This is a genomic window from Ensifer sp. ENS08 (genome assembly GCF_014852195.1).
GTDB lineage: Bacteria > Pseudomonadota > Alphaproteobacteria > Rhizobiales > Rhizobiaceae > Ensifer > Ensifer adhaerens.
Genome location: NZ_JACVBF010000019.1, coordinates 19,936 through 32,476, shown reverse-complemented (window position 1 = coordinate 32,476; position 12,541 = coordinate 19,936). Strand labels below are relative to the sequence as shown.

Genomic DNA, 12,541 nt, shown 5'->3' with positions numbered 1-12,541 from the left:
ATGGACGCCACCATCTATCACAACCCCGCCTGCGGCACGTCCCGCAACACGCTGGAGATGATCCGCGCAGCCGGGATCGAACCTGATATCATCGAGTATCTCAAGTCACCGCCGTCGCGCGACGCGTTGGCAAGGATGATCTCCGATGCCGGATTGACCGTCCGACAGGCGATCCGCGAGAAGGGCACGCCTTACGCGGTACTGGGTCTCAACGACCCGAACCTGACGGACGACCAGCTGCTCGACGCGATGCTGAAGGACCCGATCCTCATCAATCGTCCGTTCGTCGTCACGCCGCTCGGCACCAGGCTTGCGCGACCCTCCGAGGCCGTGCTCGACATCCTGCCGGATGCCTTCAAGGGTGCCTTCTTCAAGGAAGACGGCGAGCAGGTCCTCGATCAGGAGGGCAAGCGCGTTGTCTGAAATTTTTCCCGCCTTGCAGGAGCGGCATCTTCGCCAACCTGACATTGACGCGCTGCGTCCGGCGTTCTCGACGCACAAGCCGCGCATCCTGATCCTCTACGGCTCGCTCCGGGAGGTTTCCTACAGTCGGCTGCTCGCGCACGAAGCCAGACGCCTTCTCGAGCGGTTGGGGTGCGAGGTGCGGATGTTCGATCCGAGGGGGCTGCCGCTTCCCGACGAGGCGCCGGTCAGCCATCCGAAAGTGCAGGAGCTGCGCGACCTGTCGCAATGGTCGGAAGGCCAGGTCTGGGTTAGCCCCGAGCGCCACGGCGCGATGACGGGCATCATGAAGGCCCAGATCGACTGGATTCCCCTGTCGCTGGGATCGATCCGGCCGACGCAAGGCAAGACGCTGGCGATCATGGAAGTCTCCGGCGGCAGCCAGTCCTTCAACGCCTTGAACCAGATGCGCGTGCTCGGCCGCTGGATGCGGATGATCACGATCCCCAACCAGTCCTCGGTCGCCAAGGCCTACCAGGAGTTCGACGCCGACGGCCGCATGAAGCCGTCGTCCTACTACGACCGCGTCGTGGATGTCTGCGAGGAACTGGTGAAGTTCACGCTGCTGACACGGGACGCCTCGGCCCACCTTACAGACCGCTACAGCGAGCGGAAGGAGCACGCGGCCGAGTTGGAGAAGCGGGTGTCACTGAGATCGATTTAGTCAAAGGCCATCGGCAATGTTCCGATAGCGGCCATCTTGCAATCGCAATGGCCGCTGTTTGGCCAAAGCGAACCAACGCCTTGTCCGCTTATGGTGGCCCATTGCAGCCTTTCGAAAGACTGACCTAGCGCTCATGACGCAAAACTATGCACGAGGCGATATTTCCAATAGGCTATTCAGCAATGGATGACGGGCGTCATCTGAAAGCATTCGTTGCCGAGGCACAAAATGTGACCATACAGCTTCGATCAACCCTCACCTGTACCAATTGCGGCCAGCGGGCTACGGAAACGATGCCCACCGGCGCCTGTCAGTTTTTCTATGATTGCAATGGATGCGGTATGATGCTCCGGCCAAAATCCGGGGACTGCTGTGTGTTCTGTTCCTTTGGCGACGTGCCTTGCCCGCCAATCCAGGAGGCCAAACATAACAACGGAGCCGCAAGTTGTTGCGTCGGTTCCTAACGTGGGATGAGAGGCAAGGCTGACATCCGTATTCGACTGTGCCGGTGCATTCCGGGCGATAGACAAGCGCCCACGCTGCTCCCTCACGGACGCCGAGGAGTTCCACGATGAGCGAAGACGCCTTCAACATGTCGATCCGCAAGTTCCTGAAAGAAGTCGGTGTCACATCGCAGCGTAAGATCGAAGAGGCCGTGCGCGAGGGGCAGTTCGGCGGCGAGAAGCTGAAGGTGCGCATGACGCTGACGGCGGAGGGCACCGGTCTCAACCACGTGGTGAACGGTGAGATCGAACTTCCATAGGTCTGGCGAAAGCATGGATCGAAACGCCCAGGCCGATACCCATCAATGAGACCAAGATCGGTCAGGCATCGCGCCCGCACTGAGCCGGAAGCTTCTATCTCCCCACCGAGCCAAGCCTACAGCCCGAGCACCTCTGCCCCAAGGTCGTTCTCGACGAGCATGACGTTCGTCGGACGGACTTCACGTGCGCGACATGAGCAGAACAACTGGCATCCGCACGCCGACGCTGCAATAATTGAGATTCATCGAGGGAGGCAATGATGCGGAAGAGTGCGCCGGATTTCAGCCTTGAGGGCAAGGTGACTTTGGTGACGGGCGCGAGCCGTGGCATTGGACGTGCCTGCGCACTTGCCTGTGCTGCAGCAGGCTCAGATATTGTCTTGGGGGTCCGCGATGTCGCAGCGTCAGCGGGCCTGATCGCCGAAATCGAGGGCGCGGGACGAAAGGTTCTCCCGGTCGAACTGGACATTCCCAAGAAGGCCCATATCGCACAAGCCGTCGACGCGGCGGTTTCTGCATTCGGTCGGATCGACGTCCTCGTCAACAATGTCGGCGTCGCCCCGGGCAATCTCGCGGAACTCGTTGAGGAGAAGGACCTTGACGAGATACTCGATGTCAACATCAAGGGCACCTTCCTGATGACACAGGCAGTGGGCCGTCACATGATCGCGCGAAATGGTGGCCGGATCATCAGCATTAGCTCACAGGCCGGTACGGTCGCACTGCGCGGAGAGGCAATCTATTGCATGAGCAAGGCGGCAATTAATCACCTCACGCGCTGCCTTGCAGCCGAATGGGCACGCTATAATGTCACCGTAAACACCGTATCGCCGACATTCATCCACACGGATGGTACAGCACCGTTTTTATCCGATGCCGAAAATCGCAAAGCGACGGTCGATCACATTCCACTCGGCCGGATCGGGGAAACCGATGATGTGGTGGGTGCCGTAGTCTTCCTTGCATCGCCGGCTGCGAGCCTGATCACCGGCGCGAACCTGCTGGTGGACGGCGGATGGTCCGTCGCGTGAGGCCACGGGGCCGAACTCGAAAAGCGCGTCAAATTGATCTGGGGAAGAAATCCTGTCAGCCGTGCCGCCAGACCTTCACGGCTGACAGCAACAAGATCACGGCGAGTGCGGGAAGGAGGATCGAATTCGGGACAATGCCGAGGAGTAGACCGCCGACAAACGTCCCCACCACCGATCCCGCGGCCATGATGAGGACGAACACCCTGTTGCGACCCAGAACCGAAAAGCTCTGGTCGCGGCTGTATCGAGTAAAGCCTACCAGCATTGTGGGAAGGCTCACCGCCAGTGAGAGGCTACCGGCGAGCTTAATGTCCGCGCCGAAGAGCAGAACCAACGTCGGAATGAGCAACTCGCCCCCGGCGACGCCCAGCAGCGACGCAACGATGCCGATCACGAAGCCGGCGGATATTCCGGCGACAATCTGCCAGTTTCCGGTCAGAAGCGGTTGACCCGCCGAGGTGCCGTGGCCAAGCACCAGCACGACGGCGATCGCGACAAGAAGAACGGATATCACCCTGTAGAGGGTCTCAGATTTCAACCGTGTGGCCCATCCTGCGCCGAACCAGGCACCGATCAGGCTTCCTGCAAGAAGGTTCAGTACGATCGGCCAATTCGATGCGATCTGACTGAAAGGGATCGTGCCGGCTCGAAACGGCAGGGCGCAAGACACGACGACAAGGCTCATTGCCTTGTTCAGGATCACCGCCTCGAGGGCCGCGAAATTGAATGCGCCGATGAGCAGCGGCAGACGGAATTCTGCCCCTCCAAGCCCTATCAACCCGCCGAGTGCGCCGATGATGGCGCCGCCGCCGAAAGCGGCCGGATGACTGCGTGACGTCGTCGATTTGATCGGAGTGTTCACGGAGGCTTAGCTTTCATGGCGATGATCCGCGGACTGTTATGTACGCTCTTCCATTATCAGGCAACGCGGTCGCGACGCACCGATGAGGCGACAGCGACGAACGCCAGGATCCCAAGCGTACCCAGCGCGGCGATCACGAAAAGCGAGAGGGTTGTCCCGAAGTGGTTCATAGCGGCTGCGAACGCAAACGGGGCGGCCGCGCCAGTCGCCAACCTTGCCGCAGCCATCTTGCCCGTGATCGCGCCATAGCCAGCGGACCCGAAGAGATAGAGGGGCAAGCTCCCCTGAGCGATGCTGTTGATCCCTGACCCAAGGCCAAGACAGATGGCGAAAGCCACCGCACCTGGCAGCCAATCACCTGACACCCCGAGTATTACCGCGCCAGTGACCATGAGAGCGGCAGAGACAATCGCAAGCGCGGGCGGCGACAGGCTCTTTCCGAAGACCATGTTGATCAGGCGGCTCATGACCTGGGCCGGACCAAACAAGGAACCGATCACGACCGCCGCACTGCCAAGTCCGATCGCGCCGAGCATCGGCACCATGTGGGCAAGGATCGCGGCGAGGGTGAAGCCCGAAAGAGAGAAGGCAAAGGAGACCAGCAGCATGCCACGGCGACGCGCCTGGGGTTCGAGAGCGCCGACAACGACCTCGCGGGTTCTTGTCTCGTCCGTTTTGGAGCACAGCCTTCCGGCACGCATGATCCAGTAGTGTAGGGGCATGCAGACGATAAGGTTCAGGACGGCGAACACCAGATAGATTTCCCGCCAGGTCAGATATCCGGTCAGTGCCGCGGCGATCGGCCAGAAGATGGTGGAGGCAAAGCCGCCGATGAGTGTCAGATAGGTGATGCTGCGGGACGCCGTGCGAGGTTCGCTTTCGACCAGTGTTGCGAAGGCCGCCTGATACTGGACCATCCCGGAGGACACTTCGAGCAGGACAATCGCAAGGACAAAGAGCGACACAGACGGCGACCATGCACAAAGCACCAGCGTTAACGCCGCAAGGGCCGACCCCAGCGTCATCACCGTTGCCGCACCGATCTTGTCCATGTGCCTGCCGATGAACGGAGCAGACAGGCCGCCGATGAACAGCGAGACCGAGAAGACGGCGAAGACCCGCTCCAGGCTGATGCCAAGGTCTTTGGCCATTCCGGGTGCGAGGATGCTGAAGGAATAGTAGAGAGTGCCGTAGCCGATGATCTGCGTGACACCGAGAGCGGAGACGATGCCCGCCGGAACCTTGATCGTATGCAATGACGTGTTCCTTGACGGGCTATGCTTCGCTTGAACAGCAACTTGCGGATCGCTCGACGGACCCGCGGATGCCGGGATGCCCCGCGCAGCAGTCTTCCATCAGGAAAGTCACCAGATCGGCCAGCGTGTCGTAACTTGCGTTATAGACGATCGAGCGCGACTCCCGGCGTTGGGAGATGAGGCCTGATCGTTCGAGTTCCTTGAGGTGGAACGAGACGTTTGATGGAGAGACGCCCATGCGTTCGGCAATCGCGCCGGCGGCCAGACCTTCCGGGCCGGCGATGACCAGGGTCCTCACGATGGAAAGTCGGGTTTCCTGTGAAAGCGCGGCGAAGGAGGAGAGGGCTTGACGATCATCCATATTTCAATAATCCTTGAATCATTGAAATTGAGGATAGCCACAAATGAGCGCGATCGACAATAGCCAATCCGACAAAACCGATATCTCGCTTGGGGAGTTGCTCGGCAGAGCCGCAGAGACACCGGACCTGCCCTTGGTCTTCCTGTATGACGGAAAGCCCGTGAAGCCCGGCTATCACGTGACCGAGGTCAAGGCTGGCCAGTTCTCCGCGCTTGATTGCGGGGCAAATCCGGAAGCCTGGTCGGAGATTTTCGTGCAGCTGTGGGACATCGAGGAGGGCGAGCGGACCCATATGACGGCCGGGAAGTTCTCGGCCATCGTCCGCAAGGTTTCCGAACGCGTCCGTCTCGACGGCTCCGCAAAGCTGACCTTCGAAGTGAGCGATGGCGTCCGGCCGATGCAGTTGTTCTGCGCGAATGCTCCTGTCGCGGAAGACGGCACTCTCCAGGTCGCGTTGACGCCACGGCCTGCGAGCTGCAAGCCTCGGGACCGTTGGTTGGCCGAGAAAGCCGCTACGGAAGCCTCGTGCTGTAGTTCATCCGCTTCCAAATGCTGTAGCTGAGGTGGGAACCATCCCCAAACGAGATGCCGTCGCCGGCGAGGCGCTCTCAGGGGCGCCCGCCGGAAGCTGAGGTTCTGCCGCCGCATTCGCCGGCTGTGAACAGCCCACCGCCCGAACATCGCCGCAGCATCACCGCGAGCGTGCCCCTTCGCTGAAAAACCGAGAGCTCAGGTCATGTGGCCGGTACTGTCGCGGTCGATATCCTCTCAACAATTCGGGCCTTTTCCACACCATCGCATTCGACCTCCGATCTCTTGACGTCTTGACTCAAAAATAACTAACTAGTTACATAATTGCGTGACGAATGTTCTTGCGAATTGGGAGGTTCGAGTGAAGATTTACGGGATGCAGCATGTGGGGTTCACTGTGCCGAACCTCGAAGAGGCTGTCCGCTTTTTCGAGGTGATCTTCGGAGCGGTGACGTGCCTTGAAACAGGCAAAGTGGAAGCTGACGACGCGTTCATGCTTCGGCGCCTCGGTGTTCCCTCGGGCAGACGGATAGAGAACATCAAGGTTCTAAGGGTCGGGAACGGCACGAACCTCGAGATATTCCAGTACTCCGGCGAGACCGGCGAGGAAGAGCCGCTGAAGCGCAACAGCCAGACCGGTGGCTTTCACTTAGCCTTCGAGGTTGACGACTGCGAACGCGCGGCAGAGCGGCTTCGTGCCGCCGGCGTCGATTTGCTTGAAGGGCCGACTCTTGTCGAAAGCGGCGCGATGGCCGGGCTTACCTGGCTCTATCTCAAAGCTCCCTGGGGGCAGTTTTTGGAGATCGTCAGCATGCCGGGACCGCTCGGATACGAAAGCGCTGGCGGTCCACGGCAGTGGTCGCCCGTCAGCGGCAGCTAACTCCCGGCCGTAGTCGCTGCGTCTCAAGCGGCCAATCAAAATCAAAGACATGAGAACCCCTGGCCAAAAGCCGGAAAGGAAAGCCGTGCCTCAAGAAATCCTGATAAGCACAAAGCAGACATTTGTGCTCGGCAACTACGAAGACGGTGCGCTACTGCCCGGTCAGATCCGTGGGCGAACGCTCTGTACTCTGATCAGTCAGGGCACGGAGCTTGGCTGGGCCAACGGTGACGTGTTTCCCATCCGGCCGGGCTATGCGGCTGTCTTTGAGGTGACCGAGATCGGAGAGGATGTCGATGGCGTCAGCGTCGGTGACCGGCGCTTTGCAATGGGGCAGCATCGTTCCACGCAGACCCACGATGCCCGACACACTCTGGCGTTGCCGGATGGATTGGCCCCGGATCGCGCCGTTCTCGCCCGCTTGATGGGGGTGTCGATGACGAGCCTGATGACGACGAAGGCGCGTCCGGGTGACCGCGTGGTCGTTTCGGGGGCGGGGCCGGTTGGCTTCCTGGCTGCGCACCTCTTTGCGATCGGCGGCTATCGCGTGACGGTGGTCGATCCGGATCCGGTCAGGCGCGCTCAGGCCGGTCGAAGCGGAATTGCGGATTGCCGAGCGTCTATAGGCGACGCATCGGACCTGACCGGAAAAGTCGCCCTCGTCGTCGATTGTTCAGGTCATGAGGGTGCCATCATCGATGCTTGCCGTCTTGTCCGCAAGCTTGGTGAAGTCGTCATGGTTGGTGTTCCCTGGAGGCGGGCAACCGAATTCTCTGCGCACGAACTCATGCAGGCGGTCTTCTTCAACCTGGTGACGCTGCGCTCAGGCTGGGAATGGGAGGTTCCGATGCTCGGTCGCGACTTCGTTTGGGAAGAACTGCTCGAAGGGTACAACAATGCACCGCATAGCGTCTTCGGTGGCTTCTCGCGCGCGCTCGAATGGCTGTCTGAAGGCCTGATAGAGGTCGAAGGCCTGATCCGCCACGTGACGCCAGACGATCCCGCGTCACTCTATTCGGACATTGCGCGGCGCGCGATTGAGCAGCCCTTCATCGTTATCGATTGGGCCTAGCCCAAGCGCCGGGCCGATGCCCGGCTATCGTTCGTGTATGTGCCTGGCGCGACGCGTTAGGCACATACCAGCCGCATGATGGTGTCGACGTTGAACTGCAGGCGTTCGTCAATCGCTTCCTTGGCCATGAGATCACGTTCGAAAATGATCGATCCGGTGAAACGGTTGGTCAGGTAGTAATAGCCGATCGCTGCAATGGTGATGTTGAGCTGCACAGGGTCGACGCCCGACCGAAACACGCCCTGTGCCGCGCCGCGTTCGAGAATATCGCCGACCATGTTGACGAACTTGCGGCTGGCGGCCTTGATGACCTCGGACTTCTTCAAATGCTTCGCGCGGTGAAGGTTCTCGCTGTTGACCAGCGTGATGAACTCCGGGTTCTTCAGATAATATTCCCAGGTGAACTGGACGAGTTTGGCAAGCGCCGCCTTCGGTTCCAGGTCGTCGAGCTTGAGTTTTTGTTCAGCCGTTCGGATGTCGATATAGGCATCTTCGAGAACGGTCTGGAACAGCCGCTCCTTGCTCTCGAAATAGTGGTATATCATCCGCTTGTTGGCGTTGGCCTTCTCGGCGATCACGTCGACCCGCGCGCCTCCCAAGCCATTCTTCGCAAACTCTTTCTTGGCCGCGTCCAGAATGCGCGCCTTCGTTGCCTCGGCGTCTCTGATGCGTGGCTTTCGGGCTGATTTTTCCGTGTCTTCGTTCGTGATGCTCAAAGCCCTTCCTCCGTCGCCCTCGCGCCTGCTGCGCTGAAAGTCATACACGCCGGAAAGCTGATCCGTCAAAGCGGTTCGTCAGGTCGGTCGGCGCCTGTGCCCATTAAAAGCACTTGACTCGGGGTTTTGTAAAGAAGTAACTAGTTAGTGCGTTAAGTGGGACTGACGAGGCCGGAGGAGGCCAGGGCGACAAGCGTGCGCCGCCACCTGCGAACCTGCATTTTCAACCCGTGTGGGACGGGGAACGCTCACCGAGGATATGGGAGGATTGGCATGTCGACCTTTATTAAGGATTTTATCGAACGCGAGACGGTAAGCCGTCGCAACTTCTTGTTTGCCGCTGCAGCCGGCGTTGGCGCCATGACGGTGCCGATGGCGTTCGGTCGCGGCACGGCGCAGGCTGCATTGACGGATCCGGCAATTGCCTGGAGCTATCGCGACCGGGCGTCTGCCTACTGGAATTCGGTCGTTTCCGGGGGCGAGGCTTTCGTGGAATCGCTCGGCAAGCCGAAGAGCGCACTCGTCAGCCTGATCAACGAGGGGTCTACGGAAAAGTCGCTCGCCGACATCAAGGCGTTTCTCGCCAAGAACAACGGCAATTGCGCGATCGCCTGCGATGCAAACGACAGCCCCAACGCCAGACCCGTTGTCGAGGCGGTTCAGGCAGCGGGCGCCTACATTTCAACGATCTGGAACAAGACCGACGACCTGCATCCTTGGGATTTCGGCGACAACTACGTTTCCCATATGACCTGGTCGGATGAGAAGCCTGCTGAACAGACCGCGCGGATCCTGTTTGAGGCGATGGGTGGTGAAGGTGGTGTGGTGCACCTCGGTGGCATCGCCGCCAACAACCCGGCAGTCGAGCGCCTGAACGGCCTCAAGAACGCACTCAAAGATTTCCCGAACATCGAGTTGCTCGATGCGCAGCCGGCCGACTGGGACACGCAGAAGGGTGCGGCCCTCATGGCGTCGTTCCTGACCCGCTACGGCGACAAGATCAAGGGCGTACACTGCGCCAACGACAACATCGCCTATGGTGTCATCGAGGCCCTGCGCGCCGAGGGTATCGAGGACATGCCGATCGTTTCCTATGACGGCAATCCGGAGGCCGTGCAGATGGTGCTGGACGGCAAGCTCCTGGCGACCGTCTTCACCAACCCGCACTGGGGCGGCGGCATCAGCGCGGCACTCGCCTATCACGCGGCGATCGGCAGCTTCAAGCCGTCCGAAGAGCCGAAGGAACACCGCGAGTTCTACGGCCCGACGATCCTGGTCACGGCCAAGGATGCCGCCGAGTTCAAGGCGAAGTATCTCGACTCCGTCCCGACCTACAATTGGACGGATTTCTGGGGGCCGTCCAACGGCCAGATCCAGTACTGAAATTTCGACCAGCTGGGCGGCAGCCTGTGTGCCGCCGCCCCGTTCCCCTTGTGACTTTCTAAAAGAGGGGTGTCTGACGTGACACGTCGCCTATCGCGCGAAACCTTGATCAAATGGGCGCCGCTTCTGGTGCTGATTGCACTGGTGATCTTCTTCACCGCGCTCAACCCGACTTTCTTTTCCTCGCGGAACTTCGCCCGCATCGCGATTGCGGCAGCTCCGGCACTCATGGTTGCCGTCGGCGTCACCTTCATCATCGTCATGGGATCGATCGACCTCTCGATGGAGGGAACGGTCTCCCTCACGGCCGTGGCCTTTGCGTTCATCTTTGCCCATTTCGGTGGCTCGCTCGCCCCTTCCGGTTGGGTCGCCATTCCGCTTGTTCTCCTTCTCGGCGGCGTGATCGGACTGCTAAACGGGCTTGTCCATGTGAAGCTGAAGATACCGTCCTTCATGGCGAGCCTTGCCATGGGCTTCGTCGGGACGGGGGCCGCGATCCTGCTCACCGGCGGTGACATCGTCAAAGTAAGCGACGCGACCTTTCGGGGCCTGCTGACGGTGCGTTTGTTGGGTTTCCCGCTAATGGTCTACGTCGCTGCCTTCTTCCTCGTCGTTGCCTGGTTCATTCAGACCCACACCACGCTTGGCCGCAACTTCTACGCGGTTGGCGGCGGTGAGGATCTCGCGCATGCCTCGGGCCTCAATGTTACCCGCGTTCGCGTGACCGGCTTTGCGCTTGCCGGCGTCTTTTACGCCATTGCCGCAATCCTCGTGGTGGCGCGCATCGGCCAGGCGGAATCGGTGACCGGTGCGAACTTCATGTTCGTCTCCATCACATCGGTCGTTGTCGGTGGCGTGGCGCTCTGGGGCGGCATCGGCGGCGTCTGGAACGCACTTGTCGGCGTGCTGATCGTGAACGTCATCGACAATGGCATGGTCGTCATCGGTCTGCCCGACTTCATCCAGGACGGCATGCTCGGCCTGCTCGTCATTCTTGCCGTCGTGCTTTCGACCGACCGCAAGATGCTTTCCTTCGTCAAGTGAGGCACGCCATGTACGAGCTCAAGGCTGTCGACAAGAAATTCCCCGGCGTTCACGCGCTAAAGGCAATCGACTTCCACATCAAGCGCGGCGAGATCGTCGGACTTGTGGGGGAGAATGGCGCCGGCAAATCCACCTTGATGAAGGTGATCTATGGCGCCTACCAGCCCGATGGCGGCAAGGTCCTCATCAACGGAACGCCCGTTCGCTTTGCCAATCCGCGCCAGGCGATGGAGAAGGGCATCGGGATGGTGTTCCAGGAGCAGTCGCTGATCCCGAACCTGACCGTCATGGAGAACATCTTCCTCGGCTATGAACGACAGTTCACCCGCTTCGGTGTCGTCGACTGGAAGGTTATGGCGAAAGCCGCACGCCGTCAGCTTGCCAAGGTGAAACTCGATATCGATCCGGCGATGGTGACGTCGAAGCTTTCCTTTGCCCAACGTCAGCTCGTCGAGCTCGCCAAGGTGTTGACGCTCGAAGAGCGCGTGGAGGGGGATCTCGTCATCCTGCTCGACGAGCCGACCTCGGTTCTGTCAAAGGAAGAGGTGCAGCTGCTGTTCAAGCTTGTGCGGGAACTGGTGACGCGGGCCTCGTTCATCTTCGTCTCGCATCGCATGGACGAGGTGATGGAACTTTCCGATCGCATCTACGTGATGAAGGATGGTGAGGTCGTGGACGTCGTCGACCGTGGTGCTGCCCCGGCCGAGGCCATCCAGCACAAGATGGTCGGTCGCAATGTCGACAAGCAATATTACCGCGAGCATCTGCAAAAGCCGTTCGACGCCGCAAAGGCACTCGTCGAGATGGACCAGGTGGGCCTTCCTGGCCGCATCCAGGACATCTCGCTCAAGCTGCATGCCGGTGAAGTGCTTTGTCTTGTCGGTACGGAAGGTTCGGGGCGCGAGGCAATCCTCAGGACGATCTACGGCATGCTGACGCCGAGCACCGGCCGTCTCCGCATCAAGGGAGGCGATGCGACCGATCTTTCACCGCGGCACGCGGTTTCTCGTGGCGTCGGCTATGTGCCCCGCGAGCGCAAGATCGAGGGCATTGTTGCTGGCATGAACGTCTACGAAAACATGACGCTTTCGCAGATGAAACACCGCTCGAAAGGTGGTGTGCTGCGCGTCGGCGAGGAGCGGGCGCTTGCCCGTGAATGGATCAAGAAATTGTCGATCAAGGCCCACTCCGAGTTTGCGGATTGTGGCAATCTTTCAGGCGGAAACCAGCAGAAGGTGGTTCTGGCCAAGTGGCGTTCGGCCGGTTCCGACATCATGCTGCTCGACCATCCGACGCGCGGTCTCGACATCGGCGCCAAGGAAGATGTCTACGACATGATCCGCGCCATGAGTGCGGCGGGCGTCGGCATCGTGCTGGTTGCCGACACATTGGAAGAGGCAATCGGCCTTTCGCACACCATCATCGTCGTCAAGGACGGGCGCATCCAGAAACAGTTCGCCTGCGAACCGGGTTCCAAGCCCACGCCCTATGACCTTTTGCACTACATGATCTGAGG

General features: G+C 60.3%; 15 protein-coding genes. 11 read left to right on the top strand and 4 right to left on the bottom strand.

What is annotated here, in order from left to right; genetic code table 11:
- From arsC to IB272_RS28980, 5 genes are all read left to right on the top strand, one after another.
- Positions 1-423, top strand: coding sequence for an arsenate reductase (glutaredoxin) (gene arsC, locus IB272_RS28995; RefSeq protein ID WP_034801540.1), 423 nt, complete (start codon positions 1-3; stop codon positions 421-423).
- Positions 398-1,126 (top strand): arsenical resistance protein ArsH, encoded by a 729-nt coding sequence (arsH, locus tag IB272_RS28990; protein ID WP_034801596.1) that lies wholly within the window; start codon positions 398-400, stop codon positions 1,124-1,126. The genes arsC and arsH overlap by 26 nt, the downstream gene beginning before the upstream one ends.
- A 236-nt stretch (positions 1,127-1,362) precedes the next feature.
- Entirely contained in the window at positions 1,363-1,590 is a 228-nt protein-coding gene (locus IB272_RS35080; protein ID WP_348646825.1) for a GDCCVxC domain-containing (seleno)protein, read from the top strand.
- Positions 1,591-1,697: 107 nt separating this feature from the next.
- Positions 1,698-1,889 carry a DUF6494 family protein gene (locus IB272_RS28985; RefSeq protein WP_060583661.1) on the top strand — a complete coding sequence of 64 codons (192 nt, stop codon included), beginning with the start codon at positions 1,698-1,700 and terminating at the stop codon, positions 1,887-1,889.
- A 260-nt stretch (positions 1,890-2,149) separates the two neighbouring features.
- Positions 2,150-2,920, top strand: coding sequence for a glucose 1-dehydrogenase (locus IB272_RS28980; RefSeq protein ID WP_060583658.1), 771 nt, complete (start codon positions 2,150-2,152; stop codon positions 2,918-2,920).
- A gap of 55 nt (positions 2,921-2,975) precedes the next feature.
- On the opposite strand, the gene IB272_RS28975 is transcribed toward IB272_RS28980, so the two are convergent.
- The 3 genes from IB272_RS28975 to IB272_RS28965 are packed head-to-tail and all read right to left on the bottom strand — an operon-like array spanning position 2,976 to position 5,399.
- Positions 2,976-3,782 (bottom strand): sulfite exporter TauE/SafE family protein, encoded by an 807-nt coding sequence (locus tag IB272_RS28975; protein WP_348646824.1) that lies wholly within the window; start codon positions 3,780-3,782, stop codon positions 2,976-2,978.
- A 56-nt stretch (positions 3,783-3,838) separates the two neighbouring features.
- A complete protein-coding gene (gene arsK, locus IB272_RS28970) occupies positions 3,839-5,029 on the bottom strand; it encodes an arsenite efflux MFS transporter ArsK (RefSeq protein WP_192445601.1) in 1,191 nt (396 codons plus the stop codon).
- A gap of 28 nt (positions 5,030-5,057) precedes the next feature.
- Positions 5,058-5,399 (bottom strand): metalloregulator ArsR/SmtB family transcription factor, encoded by a 342-nt coding sequence (locus IB272_RS28965; protein WP_060520391.1) that lies wholly within the window; start codon positions 5,397-5,399, stop codon positions 5,058-5,060.
- Between the two features lie 43 nt (positions 5,400-5,442).
- Here IB272_RS28965 and IB272_RS28960 point away from each other — a divergent pair, with 43 nt between their 5' ends.
- The 3 genes from IB272_RS28960 to IB272_RS28950 all read left to right on the top strand — a co-directional run bounded on the left by IB272_RS28960 (position 5,443) and on the right by IB272_RS28950 (position 7,882).
- Positions 5,443-5,961 carry a DUF6428 family protein gene (locus tag IB272_RS28960; RefSeq protein ID WP_060520392.1) on the top strand — a complete coding sequence of 173 codons (519 nt, stop codon included), beginning with the start codon at positions 5,443-5,445 and terminating at the stop codon, positions 5,959-5,961.
- Between the two features lie 297 nt (positions 5,962-6,258).
- Positions 6,259-6,810, top strand: a complete 552-nt coding sequence (locus tag IB272_RS28955; RefSeq protein ID WP_234798868.1) for a VOC family protein — start codon at positions 6,259-6,261, stop codon at positions 6,808-6,810.
- 85 nt (positions 6,811-6,895) lie between these two features.
- The gene (locus IB272_RS28950) at positions 6,896-7,882 is read left to right on the top strand and encodes a zinc-binding alcohol dehydrogenase (RefSeq protein ID WP_060528838.1); all 987 of its coding nucleotides are present in this window, start codon (positions 6,896-6,898) and stop codon (positions 7,880-7,882) included.
- Positions 7,883-7,938: 56 nt separating this feature from the next.
- Here the strand turns inward: IB272_RS28950 and IB272_RS28945 are convergent, their stop codons facing one another.
- Positions 7,939-8,598, bottom strand: a complete 660-nt coding sequence (locus tag IB272_RS28945; RefSeq protein WP_089045975.1) for a TetR/AcrR family transcriptional regulator — start codon at positions 8,596-8,598, stop codon at positions 7,939-7,941.
- A gap of 273 nt (positions 8,599-8,871) precedes the next feature.
- On the opposite strand from IB272_RS28945, the gene IB272_RS28940 reads away from it, so the two are divergent.
- The 3 genes from IB272_RS28940 (at position 8,872) to IB272_RS28930 (ending at position 12,539) form a co-directional block, all read left to right on the top strand.
- Entirely contained in the window at positions 8,872-9,981 is a 1,110-nt protein-coding gene (locus tag IB272_RS28940) for a sugar ABC transporter substrate-binding protein (RefSeq protein ID WP_060520394.1), read from the top strand.
- A 78-nt stretch (positions 9,982-10,059) separates the two neighbouring features.
- On the top strand, positions 10,060-11,025 hold the full coding sequence (locus IB272_RS28935; protein WP_034801603.1) for an ABC transporter permease: 966 nt from the start codon (positions 10,060-10,062) through the stop codon (positions 11,023-11,025).
- 8 nt (positions 11,026-11,033) lie between these two features.
- Positions 11,034-12,539 (top strand): sugar ABC transporter ATP-binding protein, encoded by a 1,506-nt coding sequence (locus IB272_RS28930; RefSeq protein WP_034801561.1) that lies wholly within the window; start codon positions 11,034-11,036, stop codon positions 12,537-12,539.
- Positions 12,540-12,541: the final 2 nt, after the last annotated feature.

Bases quoted from the DNA above. Each gene is read 5' to 3' on its own strand.
- IB272_RS28930 (WP_034801561.1), top strand. From the start codon at position 11,034: ATGTACGAGCTCAAGGCTGTCGACAAGAAATTCCCCGGCGTTCACGCG.
- IB272_RS28980 (WP_060583658.1), top strand. From the start codon at position 2,150: ATGCGGAAGAGTGCGCCGGATTTCAGCCTTGAGGGCAAGGTGACTTTG.
- arsC (WP_034801540.1), top strand. From the start codon at position 1: ATGGACGCCACCATCTATCACAACCCCGCCTGCGGCACGTCCCGCAAC.
- IB272_RS28960 (WP_060520392.1), top strand. From the start codon at position 5,443: ATGAGCGCGATCGACAATAGCCAATCCGACAAAACCGATATCTCGCTT.
- IB272_RS28940 (WP_060520394.1), top strand. From the start codon at position 8,872: ATGTCGACCTTTATTAAGGATTTTATCGAACGCGAGACGGTAAGCCGT.
- IB272_RS28965 (WP_060520391.1), bottom strand. From the start codon at position 5,399: ATGGATGATCGTCAAGCCCTCTCCTCCTTCGCCGCGCTTTCACAGGAA.
- IB272_RS28985 (WP_060583661.1), top strand. From the start codon at position 1,698: ATGAGCGAAGACGCCTTCAACATGTCGATCCGCAAGTTCCTGAAAGAA.